The 15,950-nt window shown below is 57.9% G+C and carries 15 protein-coding genes; 10 read left to right on the top strand and 5 right to left on the bottom strand.

Going from position 1 to position 15,950, the window contains the following annotated elements:
• Window positions 1–35: 35 nt before the first annotated feature.
• The 4 genes from hslO to ACCC84_RS18245 all read right to left on the bottom strand — a co-directional run bounded on the left by hslO (window position 36) and on the right by ACCC84_RS18245 (window position 4,282).
• Entirely contained in the window at window positions 36–917 is an 882-nt protein-coding gene (gene hslO / locus ACCC84_RS18230; protein WP_004956346.1) for an Hsp33 family molecular chaperone HslO, read from the bottom strand.
• 26 nt (window positions 918–943) lie between these two features.
• A complete protein-coding gene (gene hslR / locus ACCC84_RS18235; RefSeq protein ID WP_273871281.1) occupies window positions 944–1,351 on the bottom strand; it encodes a ribosome-associated heat shock protein Hsp15 in 408 nt (135 codons plus the stop codon).
• A complete protein-coding gene (yrfG, locus tag ACCC84_RS18240) occupies window positions 1,348–2,028 on the bottom strand; it encodes a GMP/IMP nucleotidase (RefSeq protein ID WP_004956343.1) in 681 nt (226 codons plus the stop codon). Before yrfG ends, hslR begins: the two co-directional genes overlap by 4 nt.
• A gap of 121 nt (window positions 2,029–2,149) precedes the next feature.
• On the bottom strand, window positions 2,150–4,282 hold the full coding sequence (locus ACCC84_RS18245) for an intracellular growth attenuator family protein (protein WP_198773707.1): 2,133 nt from the start codon (window positions 4,280–4,282) through the stop codon (window positions 2,150–2,152).
• Between the two features lie 428 nt (window positions 4,283–4,710).
• Between ACCC84_RS18245 and nudE the strand changes: the two genes are divergently transcribed.
• Window positions 4,711–5,265 carry an ADP compounds hydrolase NudE gene (gene nudE, locus ACCC84_RS18250; protein WP_039992457.1) on the top strand — a complete coding sequence of 185 codons (555 nt, stop codon included), beginning with the start codon at window positions 4,711–4,713 and terminating at the stop codon, window positions 5,263–5,265.
• Window positions 5,266–5,340: 75 nt separating this feature from the next.
• Here the strand turns inward: nudE and mrcA are convergent, their stop codons facing one another.
• A complete protein-coding gene (mrcA, locus tag ACCC84_RS18255) occupies window positions 5,341–7,899 on the bottom strand; it encodes a peptidoglycan glycosyltransferase/peptidoglycan DD-transpeptidase MrcA (protein ID WP_004956339.1) in 2,559 nt (852 codons plus the stop codon).
• A gap of 122 nt (window positions 7,900–8,021) precedes the next feature.
• Between mrcA and pilM the strand changes: the two genes are divergently transcribed.
• The 9 genes from pilM to dam all read left to right on the top strand — a co-directional run bounded on the left by pilM (window position 8,022) and on the right by dam (window position 15,908).
• Window positions 8,022–8,864 carry a type IV pilus biogenesis protein PilM gene (gene pilM / locus ACCC84_RS18260; protein WP_039992456.1) on the top strand — a complete coding sequence of 281 codons (843 nt, stop codon included), beginning with the start codon at window positions 8,022–8,024 and terminating at the stop codon, window positions 8,862–8,864.
• Window positions 8,864–9,400 carry a PilN domain-containing protein gene (locus ACCC84_RS18265; protein ID WP_004956337.1) on the top strand — a complete coding sequence of 179 codons (537 nt, stop codon included), beginning with the start codon at window positions 8,864–8,866 and terminating at the stop codon, window positions 9,398–9,400. Before pilM ends, ACCC84_RS18265 begins: the two co-directional genes overlap by 1 nt.
• Complete coding sequence (locus tag ACCC84_RS18270; RefSeq protein WP_004956336.1) at window positions 9,390–9,896, top strand: hypothetical protein; 507 nt, start codon at window positions 9,390–9,392, stop codon at window positions 9,894–9,896. The genes ACCC84_RS18265 and ACCC84_RS18270 overlap by 11 nt, the downstream gene beginning before the upstream one ends.
• Entirely contained in the window at window positions 9,880–10,239 is a 360-nt protein-coding gene (locus tag ACCC84_RS18275; RefSeq protein ID WP_004956335.1) for a HofP DNA utilization family protein, read from the top strand. Before ACCC84_RS18270 ends, ACCC84_RS18275 begins: the two co-directional genes overlap by 17 nt.
• Window positions 10,236–11,471, top strand: a complete 1,236-nt coding sequence (hofQ, locus tag ACCC84_RS18280; RefSeq protein ID WP_004956334.1) for a DNA uptake porin HofQ — start codon at window positions 10,236–10,238, stop codon at window positions 11,469–11,471. Before ACCC84_RS18275 ends, hofQ begins: the two co-directional genes overlap by 4 nt.
• A gap of 457 nt (window positions 11,472–11,928) precedes the next feature.
• Window positions 11,929–12,450, top strand: a complete 522-nt coding sequence (aroK, locus tag ACCC84_RS18285; RefSeq protein ID WP_004391482.1) for a shikimate kinase AroK — start codon at window positions 11,929–11,931, stop codon at window positions 12,448–12,450.
• A gap of 99 nt (window positions 12,451–12,549) precedes the next feature.
• On the top strand, window positions 12,550–13,638 hold the full coding sequence (aroB, locus tag ACCC84_RS18290) for a 3-dehydroquinate synthase (protein WP_198773709.1): 1,089 nt from the start codon (window positions 12,550–12,552) through the stop codon (window positions 13,636–13,638).
• A 139-nt stretch (window positions 13,639–13,777) separates the two neighbouring features.
• Window positions 13,778–14,776 carry an SPOR domain-containing protein gene (locus ACCC84_RS18295; RefSeq protein WP_039991349.1) on the top strand — a complete coding sequence of 333 codons (999 nt, stop codon included), beginning with the start codon at window positions 13,778–13,780 and terminating at the stop codon, window positions 14,774–14,776.
• A 319-nt stretch (window positions 14,777–15,095) separates the two neighbouring features.
• A complete protein-coding gene (gene dam / locus ACCC84_RS18300) occupies window positions 15,096–15,908 on the top strand; it encodes an adenine-specific DNA-methyltransferase (RefSeq protein ID WP_004956327.1) in 813 nt (270 codons plus the stop codon).
• Window positions 15,909–15,950: the final 42 nt, after the last annotated feature.

The following is a 15,950-nucleotide window of genomic DNA, read 5'->3' on the forward strand; positions in this document are numbered from 1 at the left end:
GGGCGCCGGATGGGCCCGCCAGTCAAGAGTGCAACTTAGTGCAACCGATCGCTTTCATCGGTATTGCCGGTATAGAGCGCAGCAACGTCGGTTGGCGTGAACAGGTAGTGGCTACCGCAGTAATCACAGTTCATGTCGATGTTGCCATCCTGTTCCAACATCTCGGCCACTTCGTCTGCCGGCAGGGTCAGCAGCGCGTCGGCGCAGCGTTGGCGTGAGCAGCTGCAGCGGAACACTACCGGCTGCGGCTCATACAGCGTCACTTCTTCCTGATGGTACAGGCGATACAGCACCTCGTTGGCCGGCAGGGTGAACAACTCTTCGCTCTTGATGGTGTGAGTCAACTGCACCAGATGGTCGAAATCGTCCGCGTTTTTATCGTCCTGCGCCGGCAGTACCTGCAGTAACATACCGCCCGCTGCCGGTTTGTCCGCGGCTTCGCCGGTGCGAATGAACAGGCGAGTAGGCAGCTGTTCGGACTGCTGGAAATAGTTTTCCAGGCAGGCCGCCAGCGTGGCGCCTTCCAGCGCTACGATGCCCTGATAGCGTTCGCCTTCGGCCGGCGTAATGGTAATGACCATCACGCCGTTGCCGATCATCTGATGCAACGTGCTGTCGTCGGCAATTTCACCCTGCAGGCGCGCAACGCCGCGCATTTCCTGCTGGTTGTTGCCGTTGATCACTGCCAGTTTCAGCGGACCGTCGCCCTGCAATTGCACGGTGATGTCGCCTTCGAACTTCAGAGTGGCGGTCAGCAGACTGGTGGCTACCAGCATCTCGCCCAGCAGGGTTTGCACCGGCGCAGGGTAATCATGATTGGCCAGCATCTGCTGATAGGTTTCGCTGATCGTAACCAGCTCACCGCGCACCGCGTAGTTTTCGAACAGGTAACGGTGTAATTGGTCATGGTTGGACATAATTTTCTCTCATTGAGGCGAGGGATTTATTCCGGCTCGCCAAATTTAAATTTAATCAGATCGCGCCGCTCTTTTTTGTCCGGACGGCGATCCGGATGCGGCATGGTCAGGGCATTCATTTTGCGCGCCTGCGCCATTTTTTCACGGTTGACGATGCTGGCTTCGGTTTCCTGATACAGCTGCTGCGCCTCGCTGGCGCTGCGGCGTTGGCTGGTTACTGCCCGTATTGTCACCGTGCGCTCTTCGTTGCCCTGTCGCAGTTTAATCTCGGCATTGACCTCGACGATTTTGCTGGGCTTGCTGCGCTGGCCGTTATAGTGCACCTTGCCGCCGTCGATCATTTCGCGTGCCAGTGCGCGGGTTTTGTAAAAGCGCGCGGCCCACAGCCATTTATCCAGCCGGACCGCGTCGTCTGCGGTGTCTTTTGCCTTCATGAAAGCTCCCGTTCCAGCGCCGGTAGCAAATGGCGATAATCGCGCATCGACGGGTGGCGCTGGAAGGTTTTCTCCGCCGTGCTGGAATCCGGATTCTGCACGCCCAGGCAATAACGGATGCCAAAGCGGCTGGCGGCATCAAGGATCGGCTCGCCGTCATCAACGAACAGCGTACGCTGCGCATCGAAACCGGTCTGCTGTTGAACGGCCTGCCACAGACGCTGATCTTCCTTCGGATAACCAAATGTGTGGGTGGAAAGCAATAAATCAAGGTGCCGATCCAACCCGGTGTGCGCTATTTTTACCGCCAGGCTGTGAGGATGCGCATTGGTCAGCAGGATGGTTTGGCGGCCGCTGCTGCGCAATGCCTGCAAAAACGGCTCGGTATCATCGCGCAGGCGCGCGCGATAGCCTACCTCGCTGGTCATGGCATAAATATCCAGCTCCAGTCGTTCGCTCCAGTAATCAAAGCAGTACCAGTTCATGGTGTGCTGCACCGCCAGGTACTCCGCCTCAATCAGCTGACGCGCCCGTTCGAGGGGGATTGCGCGTTGTACGCTTAACGCCTGCGGCACCAGCGTTAGCCAGAAATGGCTGTCGAACTCCAGATCGAGCAGGGTGCCGTCCATATCCAGCAGAACGGTATCGATATTGCGCCAGTCAATGTCCGGGATCATCGGTTCTCCAGGGGCAAGCCGTCACGGCTTGCAGAGGGTAAACAGGGTATAGGCTTAGGGTAGCATAACCGGATGGCGGGAGGTGATAACGGGCCGTGCTCTGCCGGCCCGATGCGGTGGGTTATGCTATCGGATGCAATGACATTGGCGTCAATTGCGGGTTGAAGCAGCTCTCATAATAGCGCTGGATATCGGCCAGGCGGCGGCGGTTCATGCGCTGACGTTGCACTACCCGCCAGGCGTTGTAGCCAAGGCTGACCACGACGCCAATCAACAGCAGGCTGGTGCCCAGATAGCGCCATAGGGTGATCATGTCAGGTTCGCTGTGCAGCGCAATATGCCGGGTGCCGTTGGCGTCTACGCTGATATTGGTGATTACGCCATGCGCCTGGAAAGGCGTATGCAGCAGGATGCTGGCCAGACGTTGCAGTTCGTTCCACTGATCCAGGGCGTTAAAGTCATTCAGCGGCGTGGTTGGCAGCGGGTGGCTGACCAGCTGTTTGCCTTCGTCGCTGGTAATCAGGAAGCCCCCCGGCGGCGGACTGTTGAGGGCCGCGGCGGCCTGACGTGTTTCCTGATAGACGAATGACGAGGTTGCCGATTTGGTCAGGTTTTCCAGCGATTCGGCACTGACCGGCCGCAGCAGTACGTTAACGCCGTTCAGCGCGCCGGAGCGTGCGCGTTTCACCAGACTGCTCCAGTTTTTGGCGTTACCCAGGTTAACCAGCGCGTTCTTTAAGCGGCCACATTCGTTATTTTCCGAGCACAAGTCCTGCGTTTTCAAAACAATATCGGAAAAATCATCCAGCAGGATCATGCCGGACTTTTCGATGGCGCTGGCCAGTTGTGGGTTGATTTTCTGGTCGGTGCCGCTTGGGTGTAACTGACTGTTGACCGTTGCCAGCAGCGCCGAAGCTTTATCGATAATGTCAGATTCTGGCTGAGGCAACGGGGCCGCGGTGTTCCAGTAAATACCCGAACAGTCAAACGGCATAAAGCCGGTGGACGGCGTGTTGATCGGCGTTGGCGGCACATAGCACATGCCGTTGCCCTGAATGCGCAGGGTATCGCCGATATGCAACGGTATGGCCTCCAGGGCCTGGACGGTGCTGACATCGGTTTTTTGTGCGCCTTGCAGCCAGGCTACGCTCAGTTTCAGCGGCAGGCTGAGCGGCACGTAGGTGATCAGCAGCAGCAATACCAGCAGCGAACTTGCCATCAGCATGGCGTTCTTGCCCCATTGTTGCAGCGGGAAGTGTTTCACTTCATCGTGCAGGGACAGGTAACGCCCCTGGCGCACCACCTGACGGTTTAAATAAATGTCGACGTCAGTGGTCTTGCCCAGATCGGCGCCAATGAATGGCTGCCAGTGCGGTGGATAAATCAGGTCAATGATGCCGAGAGAAATATTGCTGATCTGACCCTGATTGGATTCACCAAACAATCCCCAGCGCTTTGGCGTACCGCGCAGGCTGTGCACTTCGTTCAGTTCGTGCTCGGCAGGGCGTCGTAGCAGGTTCCAGCATCCCCAGGCAATCATCAGTGCCGCGACAAAAATCATCCACGGGATCACCAGTACCGGGCTTATCAGGCTAAAGAACAACAGCAGCAGGGCGGCAGAAATGATGCCGGCCTCCTTGATGCCGTTCGGGCGATGCAGCATATGCTCTTCGGGCGTTTCCTTGCGGATGTTGAGCAGTTCGACGTGTTCGCTTTCTTCCTTGCGGATCGATGCGTTACGCGCCGGCGTCGCGCTGACCGTCGGCGGCTGCGGCCGATCGTGGATATGGTCAAGCAGCGAATGGCCGTTAAGCGAGATCACCAGCGGCAGGGTTTGCGTCTTGATGATTTCAACGTGGTTGTCGGCACTGATGTACTGTTCCCAGAACGGTGGCAAATGCACCTCTTCGGAATCCAGATAATAGCGCCACTTGTTGGGTTCATCGCTGGCGAGGCCATAGCGGGTAATGGCATGGGTGATCGGGTAAACGTTATCGCTTTGCGGCGTCAGCGCCAGTTTGGCGGAGGACAACGCCGAACTGCTGGGCAATAATTTATTGCCCAGGCGATTTTGCTGGCCGAGATAATGTTCGACAGCCGCGCGCTCTTCCGTCGTCAGTTTACGGTGCGTAGGCTTGATAAATGGCAGTGAACGCGCCAATACCGGCCGGTTGCGTGCCCTGAACCAAAAATACAGGCCGGCGGCAATCAGGCAGGCAAGCACTAAGGCCAATATCAACACTATTGTGCTCATGCTATCCCCATCTTATGCCGTGAACCTCACCAACCAGAATAAAAGTTGCATATTATAGGCAATAATTATCCGCTAAGCATCCAATACATCGGCAGGCTTTGAAATTGCGGTGAAAAAATATGCCAGCCTCCCATAATGCTAGCAATCGGCATGCAGTGCTAATATCGGCATTATCCTATTTTATCATGCTTTGTTTACTGAATTAGCGCAAAAAAACCGCTGGCGCTGGCGGCGCTTGTTAAAAAAAAGTAAATTACAGACGGTGCGCGTTGCGGCCAAGGTTCTCATTAACGCACAATGTGATCAAGATCGAATCGGGTGAGCGTTTAAACCGGCCGAAGCAGCCCACGGCGCCCACCATTATCCTGGTTGACTGCGGGCTACGCCAAGACGATGGGGCTAGCCGCGTCAACCAATTTGAGGCCATCATGGATAAACACCTGCAAAAACCCAACATCCTGAAAGTAGAAACGGTCGCGCGTTCGCGTTTATTTCACGTAGAGTCGGTCGATCTGGAGTTCAGTAACGGTGTGCGGCGGGTGTATGAGCGCATGCGGCCCTCCGATCGCGAAGCGGTGATGATTGTGCCGGTCATCGGCGACGATCTGTTGCTGATCCGCGAATATGCCGTCGGCACCGAATCTTACGAACTGGGCTTTCCGAAGGGGCTTATCGATCCGGGTGAAGGCGTGTTGGAAGCGGCCAACCGCGAACTGATGGAAGAGGTGGGCTACGGCGCTGAGCGCTTTGATTTTCTCAGCAAACTGACGATGGCGCCGTCGTACTTTTCCAGCAAAATGAACATCGTGCTGGCGCACGATCTTTACCCGCAACGTCTGGAGGGCGACGAGCCGGAACCGTTGCCGCAGGTGCGCTGGCCAATTGCCAATATGATGGCGCTGCTGGCGGAGCCGGATTTTCGCGAGGCGCGCAACGTTAGCGCGCTGTTCCTGACCGAGGCGTTTTTGCGCGGCTCACGCTGAGGCTGGTATGCACAATGCGGGCTCGCTGTTCGTCGAGACAAAGAAAAAGGGCCAGATGATTCTGGCCCTTTTGGTTTAGAACAGTTCGTGGCTCTCGCCGCCGGCATCCATTAGCGTGGTGCCGGCGTCGTATGTGGGGTACTCGGTCGGCTGGGTGCCTTCAATGAAATACTCGGACCGGCTGCCCGCGCCGCCTTTCGACAGCTTGCCGGTAGCCTTGTCGATGGTGACGCTGATAATGCCCGGTGGCGGAGTAACCTTCTGCTCCGGGATACCGTCCAACGCGACTTTCATAAATTCGTCCCAGGCCGGTTGCGCACTCTTCGCGCCGCCTTCGCCGCCGGAGACCTGATCGTCAATCGCCCCTGACGCCGTGGAACGGCCGAGATCGCGGCGATGATCGTCAAAGCCAATCCATACGGTGGTCACGGTGTCCGGGCCGTAGCCGGAGAACCAGGCGTCTTTCGAACTGTTGGTGGTACCGGTCTTGCCGCCGATGTCATGACGTTTCAGATCGCGACCGGCACGCCAGCCGGTGCCCATCCAGCCCGGCTCGCCATAGATGTTGCTGTTCAGCGCATCGTGGATCAGGAAGGCCAGCGGGGTGCTGATGACGTGCGGCGCATACTGCTGATCGCCGTCCTGCAATACCTGGGCCGGGGTCACCTGCTCCAGTTTTGGCATTGGCACGCCGGCATTGTTGCCTTCCTGCGATACCGCCACATTCTCGACGTTATCGTCAGACAATACCGCAGAGCGATGGGTATCACCGTAAATCACCGGCAGGTTGCAGCTGTTGCACACCACTTTCGGTTTGGTTTCGAAGATGGTATTGCCGGTTTCGTCGTCAATGCGCGTAATGAAATACGGGTCGACCAGATAACCGCCGTTGGCCAGTACCGCATAGCCGCGGACCAGTTGCATTGGGGTGAACGACGCCGAACCGAGCGCCAGCGACTCCGAATGCACGATATTCTGCGCCGGGAAGCCGAAACGTTGCAGATATTCTGCAGCGTAGTCGACGCCCATGGCGCGCATGGCGCGAACCATGACCACGTTCTTCGACTGCCCCAGCCCTTGACGCAGGCGGATTGGCCCGACATAGGTCGGCGGCGAGTTCTTCGGACGCCATTCGGTGCCGGAACCGGCATCCCAACGGGTGACCGGCAGGTCGTTAAGAATGGTGGCCAGCGTCAGCCCCTTGTCCATCGCCGCGGTATACAGGAACGGCTTGATATTGGAGCCCACCTGACGCAGCGCCTGGGTTGCGCGGTTGAACTTGCTCTGATTGAAGTCGAAACCGCCGACCAGTGCTTTCACCGCGCCGTCATGCGGATTGAGCGAAACCAGCGACGAGTTGACATCCGGGACCTGCGACAGCCACCAGGCATCGTCCACTTTACGCACCCACACTTGCTGGCCGGCCTGAACCACATCGGTAACGCGTTTCGGTGTCGGCCCCTGCTGCGTGTCGGACTTGTATGGGCGTGCCCAGCGCATGCCGGCCATCGGCAAGGCGATGCTGCTGCCGTCAGCCAGCAGGGCGGTCGCCTGCTCGGCGTCGGCCTGGGTGATCACCGCCGGCGCCAGCGGGCCATAGTTCGGCAGGTTCTTCAGCGAATCAACGATCTGCTTCTGATCCCAGGCGGCTTCGCCCACTTTCCACAGCACGTTGGATGGGCCGCGATAACCGTGGCGCATATCATAAGCCAGCACGTTGTCGCGCACCGATTTCTGTGCGGCCAACTGCAATTTTTTGGTGATGGTGGTGTAAACCTTATAGCCATCGGTATAGGCGTTCTCACCGTAACGCTTGATCATCTCCTGGCGCACCATTTCGGCCAGATACGGCGCTGAGAAGCTGATCTGCGGTGCATGGTAATTGGCAACCAGCGTTTCGCTGCGCGCCTGATCGTACTGCGCCTGGGTGATGTAATGCTCGTCCAGCATACGCGACAGCACGACATTGCGGCGCGCTACGGCACGATCGTGCGAATACAGCGGATTAAAGGTCGACGGCGCCTTGGGCAGGCCGGCGATGGTGGCCATTTCGCTTAGGCTGAGCTGGCTGACGTCTTTGCCGAAATAGACCTGTGCGGCGGCGCCCACGCCGTAGGCGCGGTAACCCAGATAAATCTTGTTCAGATACAACTCAAGAATTTCATCTTTCGACAGCATCTGCTCGATGCGTACCGCCAGGAAGGCTTCCTTGATCTTGCGCGTCAGGGTGCGCTCCGGGCTCAAGAAAAAGTTTCTCGCCAGTTGCTGGGTGATGGTACTCGCACCCTGTGAGGCATGGCCGGAAACCAGGGCAATGGAGGCCGCGCGGAAGATACCTACCGGATCGACGCCATGGTGCTCATAGAAGCGGCTGTCTTCGGTAGCGATAAACGCATGCACCATCACCGGCGGGATTTGCGCCAGTTTAAGCGGGATACGGCGTTTTTCACCGTATTGGGCGATCAGTTCGCCATCGGCACTGTAAACCTGCATCGGGATTTGCAGCCGAACATCTTTCAGCGTTGCTACGTCGGGCAGCTGTGGCTCGACATATTTGTACAAGCCAAAAATCGAGGCTGCTCCCAGCACGATGCAACACACTGCAAGGATTAAAAAATACTTTACGAACTTCACCTGAGATTTCCCATTTTCATGTCATTTGGGCAGTTTATAAACAACCGCGCGGTAGTATAAAGGCAAGCCTGCGACATGGATATGTTCTTTTATCATCTTGCTGTATGGAGGCTGGTCAAAATATGTTCTCACAAGCATGGACGGTGGGGCTCGATATACAAAGCAGCAGCGTGCGCGCGCTGGCGGCACAGCGGCGTCGCGGCGGTTGGCAACTGCGTCATTGGTGGCAACAAAGCTTGCCACGGCCGATCCTGCGTGACGGTTATCTGGATCAATCCGAAAGTTTAGTTCCGGTGTTACGACAATGGCGTAGCCGTTTGCCGAGACATATTTCCTTACGCATTGCCTTGCCGGTGCAACGTGTTTTGCAACAACAGATCCCCATGCCCGATAGCCGTTTACAGGCGTCGGCACGCAACGATTATGTCACCAGCCAGGGGCTGAAACAGTTTCCGCTCGACGGTCAGACACTGGTGCTCGACTACCGTGCGCCGTCGGCTCAGTCGGCAACGCTGCTGTTGACCGCCGCGCGTCAACAGGAGCTGCAGCAGTGGTTGCACTGCCTGCAACAGGCCGATCTGCATCCTCAGGTGGTGGACATCACCCCTTGCGCCCTGTTGTCGATGGCGGCCCAGGCCGGGTTGGCGCCGCAGGCCGCGCTGCTGCATCGGCTGGACGATCAATGGCTATGGGCAGCGCCACGCAGCGAGGCGTTTGCCTGTGGTTTGCTGCCGGTGGATAACAAGGCCGATGTGGCGCAGGCGTTGCGGGCGGTACGCGCTGCCTGTCCGTCGCTGGGTGACAAGGAAATCTATTACAGCAGCGTGTTTGAAGAACCATTGCCGGACGGCGCGCTGCGCTGGTCGCCGTTAAGCGCCTTCAGCCACTTGCAGCCGCCGCTGCCTGCCTGGCCACAGGCCTTCGTTCTGGCCGGCGGGCTGGCGTTACGTGCGGAGGATGGCTGATGTATCAAGTGAATCTGTTGCCCTGGCGTGAGCGTGTGCTGCGGCGGCGCGGCATGTTCTGGTTGCGCCTGTTGATGCTACACCTGATGGTGGCATTGACCATCCCGGCGCTGATGTTGGGTGGCTTGCGTTATCAGCAGCAGCAACTGCGCGACACGCTGCAAGGGCGGGAACGGCAGTATGACGAGCTGGCGCAGCGCTACCGGCAAACCCAGGCGGCGCTGGCGCAATGGACGCAGTTGACCGCACTGGATGCGCAGCGTCGACGCAATCAAACGCATAACCAACGTTATCCCCGACTGTTGCGGCAGTTGGCGGAGGCGTTACCGCAGCCACTGTGGCTGGTGGCGCTGGAGGAACACCACCAGCGTGTAACCTTGCGCGGCCTAAGTCCACATTACCCGGCGATAGTCGAACTGACGCACAATTTAACGGCGCAGGCGCTATTGCCGGGCCATCGGTTGGCCGAGGTGATCCAGCGGCAGGACGGTTTGCTGACCTTTGTCCTGACGGCGCCGTGGGGAGATGATGAATAAATCCCTGCCGTCCTGGTTGACGCCGTGGCTGAGTCGTCCGGCCTGGCAACTGCTGGCCGGACAGTGGCTGTTGCTGACGGGGCTGACGTCGTTACCCTGCGCGCTGTGGGTGCAGGCCGAATGGCAGCAGCACGTGCGGCTGCAATCCGAAATGCGACAGCAGGCGGTAAGTATCGACCAACTGCAACAGCAACTGTCGCAGCAGCCTGCGCTGTATGAACTGCAACGACGGCTGGCCGTGCGGGCGGCACAACCGGCCGATGGCGACCTGTCGTCCAGCCTGCAACAGGCCGGCGTAGTGCTACTGCGCTGGCAGCAGCAACCGTCATTGCGGCAAACGCTGAACATGCGGGTAGATTACGCTGGCCTGCTGCGCGTATTGAACGCATTGCCCACGACCTTGCGCATTGAGCGTCTGGGGGTAGATGCGCGGGCGGAGGGGCTGGTTGCCGAGTTGGTGCTGCAGGCGCGAGGCGACGATGACGACGCGAGTTAACTGGCTATGGCTGCTGCTGTCGCCTGCGTTATGGGCTGAACCGGCACGCAATCCCTTTCAGCCGCCGTTGTTGGCGCCATGCAGTGCGCCCTCGCTATCGCCGGCCGGCTGGCAGTTGAAGGGCATCGTCGGGCAACCGGCGCGGCGTCATGGCTGGGTATTAACGCCGAACGGGCAGTGGCTGCGGCTGATCGCGCAGCAAACGGTGTTGGCTGACGGTTGGCGGGTGGGGGCGATTTCAGCTCGGATGCTGGTATTGCATGCCATCGCCAACGACCCGCTTTGCCCGCCGGCAGCCGACGACCTCAGGTTGACGCTGGATAACCATAAGGAAGAAAAATGAAGGGATGCAAAGCTGCGGTGCTGCTGTTGTGGAGCGCTGCTACAGCGACGAGCGCCATGGCGCAGGACGACAAACCGATTTCACTGGCGTTCCACGATACGCCCGCCACGGTGGTCTTGCAGGCGCTGGCGGATTATCAGGGGTTGAACCTGGTTGCGGCGGCGGGCATCGGCGGCAATGTGACGCTGCAGCTGGACAACGTGCCATGGCGGCAGGCGCTGGCGCTGATCTTGCGTATTGGCAAACTGTCGATGACCCAGGACGGTTCGGTGATGATGGTGGTTGCGCAGCCGGATGAACAGCAACGACAGGCATTGGCACGTCAGCAACCGTTACAGGCGTTGACGCTGGCGTTGCAGCACGCCGATGCCGAGACCATCGCTGCAAGTTTGCAGGCTCAGCGCGGCACCCTGCTGAGCGAGCGTGGCAGCGTGGTGGTGGATAAACGCACCAATGCCCTGATGATCCGCGATGCTGCACCGGCGCTGTCGGCGTTGCAGGGCTGGCTGCGCGAGCTGGATAAACCGCTGGAGCAGGTGCAATTGGCGGCGCACATTGTCACCATCAGCCGTGAAGACTTACGCGAACTTGGCGTTCGCTGGGGATTGACGGCAGATCAGCGCGCGGCCAAACGCCTGCGTATCGACAATTTCAGCGTCGGTCTGCCGCTGGAACGCAGCGCGATAAACGTCGGTTTTCATCTGGCGCGCGTCAGTGGGCGCCTGTTGGATCTGGAACTGATGGCGCTGGAGCAGGAAAACGCGGTGGAGATCATCGCCAGCCCACGCTTGCTGACGGCCAATCAGCAGACCGCCAGCATCAAACAGGGGACGGAAATTCCCTATGAAGTGTCCAGCGGTGCCAGTGGAGCCACCGCGATACAGTTTCGGGAGGCGGTGCTGGGCATGGAGGTGACGCCCAGAATTTTACCCAACGGCCTGATCACCCTGACGCTGCATATCAGCCAGAACATGCCCGGCCGTGCCGTTCGGCAGGGCAGCGGTGAAGCGCTGGCGATCGACAAGCAGGAAATAAAAACCCAGGTGACGGTGAAAAACGGCGAAACCGTGGTATTGGGCGGTATCTTCCAGCGGCAACGCAGCCATGGCGCCGATAAGGTGCCGGGGCTGGGGGATGTGCCGCTGCTGGGATCGTTATTCAAACAAAGCAGCAAACAGCACAAAAAGCGCGAGTTAGTGATATTCATCACACCAACCCTGATTAAGGTCTGAACAGGTGGACACTCGCCGGACGAAAATCTGCTGAAGTTGATGAGCAGATGCACTTTTTTGTCATCTTGAGGGCATCTGCGTTTGACGCTGCGACCGATTTAGCTTACAAGGGTTACCGAATTGAGCTCCGAGGTTTTTTTGTTAACGCCAAGACGCCGCTAAAAACGTATGGTTTCCCTCCTGCGGCGTAGATATACCCAATAGATTTCAAGTTGCATCACGGCGGCAACTGAACGAATCCCGCGCAAACCGGGGTGAGTAAGGCAGTCAACGGCAGGCTTGCTTGAAAGATACGGGGTAGGGCGATTTATTCGGTTGCCAAACTACCAAGAGTGTTGAGATAATTTTTTGTCTGATCTCGCACTATCGCTCATGAGGTTTCAGTTTAGGTCCCGCCGCTGATTTGATTGGCGGGGCGGGTTAACATTAACGAATAGTCTTAGTAATACCGAAAAACATGGCAGAGAAACGCAATATCTTTCTGGTTGGGCCTATGGGTGCCGGCAAAAGCACTATTGGCCGTCAGTTAGCTCAGCAACTCAATATGGAGTTTTTCGACTCCGATCAAGAAATTGAGCGACGTACCGGAGCTGACGTGGGCTGGGTATTCGACGTGGAAGGCGAAGAAGGTTTCCGCGATCGTGAAGAAAAAGTCATTAATGAACTGACGGAAAAGCAAGGGATCGTGCTGGCTACCGGCGGTGGATCGGTTAAATCGCGTGAAACGCGTAACCGTCTGTCGGCGCGTGGCGTCGTTGTCTACTTGGAAACTACCATCGAGAAGCAATTGGCCCGTACCCAGCGTGATAAAAAGCGTCCGCTGCTACAGGTTGATTCGCCTCCGCGCGAAGTGCTGGAAGCACTGGCCAAAGAACGTAACCCGTTGTACGAAGAAATTGCCGATGTGACTATCCGCACCGACGATCAAAGCGCTAAAGTAGTTGCCAACCAGATCATCAACATGCTGGAAAGCAACTGATTGCGGTTTCCGTGTTCGGCTTTGGGCAGAGGCGGAAGACTGATTGTGTTCCCCCTAACGTGGGGATAAACCACCACCACAATGAGAACTGAGCGCGACATGGAGAGAATTACTGTAACGCTTGGGGAGCGAAGCTACCCGATTACCATTGCTGCCGGATTGTTTGACGATCCGGCTTCTTTTATGCCGCTGAAGGCGGGTGAACAGGTGATGCTGGTCACCAACCAAACGCTGGCACCGCTGTATCTGGACGCTGTTCGGAAGGTGCTGGAGCAAGGCGGCGTGGTGGTGGATCAGGTGATTTTGCCTGATGGCGAACAGTATAAATCCCTGACCGTGCTGGATCAGGTGTTCTCGGCGCTGCTCGAAAAACCACACGGCCGTGATACCACGCTGATCGCCCTGGGCGGCGGCGTGATCGGTGACCTGACTGGATTTGCTGCCGCGTGTTACCAACGCGGCGTGCGGTTCATTCAGGTGCCTACCACCCTGCTTTCGCAGGTGGATTCTTCCGTTGGCGGCAAAACCGCCGTCAACCATCCGCTCGGCAAAAACATGATCGGCGCATTCTATCAACCCGCTTCGGTGGTGATTGATCTGGACTGCCTGAAGACGCTGCCGGCGCGTGAACTCTCCTCCGGTCTGGCCGAAGTAATCAAATACGGCATTATTCTCGACGCGAATTTCTTTACCTGGCTGGAAAACAACATCGACAAGCTGGTGGCGCTGGATATGCAGGCGCTGGCGTACTGCATTCGTCGTTGCTGTGAGCTGAAAGCCGAGGTGGTCGCCGCCGATGAACGAGAAAGCGGGCTGCGCGCTTTGCTGAATCTGGGCCATACTTACGGCCATGCCATCGAGGCTGAAATGGGCTATGGCGTCTGGCTGCACGGCGAAGCCGTTGCCGCCGGCATGATGATGGCGGCCTATACCGCACATCGTCTCGGCCAGTTTTCCGCCGACGACATCGCACGCGTTCGTCAACTGCTGTTACGCGCCGGCCTGCCGGTGAACGGGCCGCAGGAAATGGCGCCGGCAGCCTATTTACCGCATATGATGCGTGATAAAAAAGTACTGGCCGGCGAACTGCGACTGGTATTGCCGACGGCGATCGGCGCGGCGGAAGTTCGCAGCGGCGTGTCGCACGAGCAGGTACTGGCGTCGATCGCCGATTGCCTGCCTGACTAACCGGCAAGGCAGTTGCCAGCTAACGGCTATATTAATAACGAGCGAACGGGGTCATCCCGTGAGTCATGATTTGGGTTAATCGGTTTGCCTCACCGCAGATGACGGTGGCAGGCCTTTGCCTCTAGTGGGAGGGTTTCAGATGGATGAGTTTAAACCGGAAGACGATCTCAGACCTGACAGCAGCGATCGTCGTCCTGCACGTTCGCGCAAGCCAGCTCCGGGGCCGCGTTTTGCCGTTTCACGTCAGCACATGATGATTGGCATCGGCATTTTGGTGCTGCTGTTGCTGATCATCGGCATCGGTTCGGCGCTGAAGGCACCCACCAAGCATGAGGCTGCCCAGCAGGGCACCCAGCCGGGAGCGGCACGTGATATCAATCTGGCGGGCTCTTCGTCGCTGACGGCGAATAATCAGGGCGTGCCGGGTGGCACCAACGATGCCAACGATGCCAACGGCGTCAACCTTTCAACGCCGCAGCAGCAAACGCAGCAGCCGCAAAACATCAGCGTTCCGCCGATTTCTGCTACGCCAACCGAAGCACAGCAGCAACCACCGCAGGGTGGCGCGCAGCAGCGCGTAGAGCTGCCGGGCAACATGGCTGATGCCCTGTCGTCGCAGCAAGGCCAGGTCGATGCTGCAACCCAGGGGGCCAACGGTGCGGTGTCCAGTTTGCCGACGGCACCGGCGACGGTGATGGGTGGCGCAGCGCCGGGGGAAACTACCCGTCCGGTACAAGGCCACACGCCGGCACAAACGCATAAGACACCGGCGAAAACCGCCAGCAAACCGGCAACCGCCAACCAGCATAAAACAACGCCACCGGCATCGAGCAAACCTGCTGCGACCAGCGGCAACGGTGGCGCCATCGCCTCTGCGCCGGGCGGTCACTATACGCTGCAACTGAGCAGTGCCTCCCGTTCCGATACGCTGAACGCCTATGCCAAGCAGCAAAAGCTGCCGCATTATTTCGTCTACGAAACCAGGCGTAACGGCAAGCAGTGGTTTGTGTTGGTCAGCGGCAACTATGCGTCTTCCGCTGAGGCAAAACGGGCGATAGCCACGCTGCCGGCAGATGTGCAGGCGAAAAAACCCTGGGTCCGCTCGGTACGTCAGGTACAGCAGGATCTGAAAAAGTAACCCGACAGATTTCAAGTGACGGCCAGGCAGCCGGACGAGAGCGACAGGGGCGTAGTGCGCTACGCCCCGCCGACTCGCCGCGCCAGCCGGTTGAAATTGGCGGGGTGTAGGCCCTGAATGACTGGCCATGGCATCAAGGCGGCAGCTAAACGCATTCCGATCAGCTTACACGGTAAAGGATTCGGAGCAGTGTGTGCAGCCAGCCCAGATGCGGCTTCAGGTATGACGGGCGTAAATCATTTTAATTTGTGCGCTGATGTGCTGTCTGAAACAGAGTACAATCCGCCGCTCTGAATTGTATAAGTAGCTAACTGACGGCATGAAGAAAAACCGCGCTTTTTTAAAATGGGCTGGTGGAAAATACCCGCTGGTTGACGAGATCCGTCGTCATCTGCCGGCGGGCGACTGCTTAATCGAGCCCTTCGTGGGTGCGGGTTCAGTCTTTCTGAACACGGAATACGACGCCTATATTCTCGCCGACATCAACAGCGATCTTATCAACCTGTATAATATCGTTAAACTGCGTACGGATGACTTCGTGCGTGATGCCCGCACTCTGTTCACCGATGAATTCAATAACTCAGACCAGTTTTACCTGCTGCGCGAAGAGTTCAATACTAGCCAGGACGCTTACCGTCGGGCGCTGCTGTTTCTCTATCTGAATCGCCACTGTTACAACGGCCTGTGTCGTTACAATCTGCGTGGTGAATTCAACGTGCCGTTTGGCCGCTACAAAAAGCCTTACTTCCCCGAGGAAGAACTGTACTGGTTCGCTGAAAAATCACGCAATGCCACTTTTGTCTGTGAGCATTACCGCGATACCATGTTGAAAGCGTCCAGCGGTGCGGTGGTGTACTGCGATCCGCCGTACGCGCCGCTGTCGGCCACGGCGAACTTTACCGCCTACCACACCAACAGTTTCAGCCTTGCCGATCAGCAGGGACTGGCGCAGATAGCGCATCAGTTGTCGGTGGAAAGCCGGGTGCCGGTATTGATCTCCAATCACGATACCGAATTGACCCGTGACTGGTATCAGCACGCCTCACTGTATGTGGTGAAGGCGCGTCGTACCATCAGCCGCAATATTTTGGGCCGTAGCAAGGTCAACGAGCTTTTGGCGCTGTATCGCTAAGCCGGGAACAGGCAGGCACCCCGGCGTATAATAATTACCCCT

Source organism: Serratia odorifera (assembly GCF_041448735.1).
Taxonomy (GTDB): domain Bacteria; phylum Pseudomonadota; class Gammaproteobacteria; order Enterobacterales; family Enterobacteriaceae; genus Serratia_F; species Serratia_F odorifera.

What these genes read in the sequence shown, in the direction of transcription:
- hslO (WP_004956346.1), bottom strand. Translation starts at nt 917, where the DNA reads ATGTCCAACCATGACCAATTACACCGTTACCTGTTCGAAAACTACGCG.
- hslR (WP_273871281.1), bottom strand. Translation starts at nt 1,351, where the DNA reads ATGAAGGCAAAAGACACCGCAGACGACGCGGTCCGGCTGGATAAATGG.
- yrfG (WP_004956343.1), bottom strand. Translation starts at nt 2,028, where the DNA reads ATGATCCCGGACATTGACTGGCGCAATATCGATACCGTTCTGCTGGAT.
- ACCC84_RS18245 (WP_198773707.1), bottom strand. Translation starts at nt 4,282, where the DNA reads ATGAGCACAATAGTGTTGATATTGGCCTTAGTGCTTGCCTGCCTGATT.
- nudE (WP_039992457.1), top strand. Translation starts at nt 4,711, where the DNA reads ATGGATAAACACCTGCAAAAACCCAACATCCTGAAAGTAGAAACGGTC.
- pilM (WP_039992456.1), top strand. Translation starts at nt 8,022, where the DNA reads ATGTTCTCACAAGCATGGACGGTGGGGCTCGATATACAAAGCAGCAGC.
- ACCC84_RS18265 (WP_004956337.1), top strand. Translation starts at nt 8,864, where the DNA reads ATGTATCAAGTGAATCTGTTGCCCTGGCGTGAGCGTGTGCTGCGGCGG.
- ACCC84_RS18270 (WP_004956336.1), top strand. Translation starts at nt 9,390, where the DNA reads ATGATGAATAAATCCCTGCCGTCCTGGTTGACGCCGTGGCTGAGTCGT.
- ACCC84_RS18275 (WP_004956335.1), top strand. Translation starts at nt 9,880, where the DNA reads ATGACGACGCGAGTTAACTGGCTATGGCTGCTGCTGTCGCCTGCGTTA.
- hofQ (WP_004956334.1), top strand. Translation starts at nt 10,236, where the DNA reads ATGAAGGGATGCAAAGCTGCGGTGCTGCTGTTGTGGAGCGCTGCTACA.
- aroK (WP_004391482.1), top strand. Translation starts at nt 11,929, where the DNA reads ATGGCAGAGAAACGCAATATCTTTCTGGTTGGGCCTATGGGTGCCGGC.
- aroB (WP_198773709.1), top strand. Translation starts at nt 12,550, where the DNA reads ATGGAGAGAATTACTGTAACGCTTGGGGAGCGAAGCTACCCGATTACC.
- ACCC84_RS18295 (WP_039991349.1), top strand. Translation starts at nt 13,778, where the DNA reads ATGGATGAGTTTAAACCGGAAGACGATCTCAGACCTGACAGCAGCGAT.
- dam (WP_004956327.1), top strand. Translation starts at nt 15,096, where the DNA reads ATGAAGAAAAACCGCGCTTTTTTAAAATGGGCTGGTGGAAAATACCCG.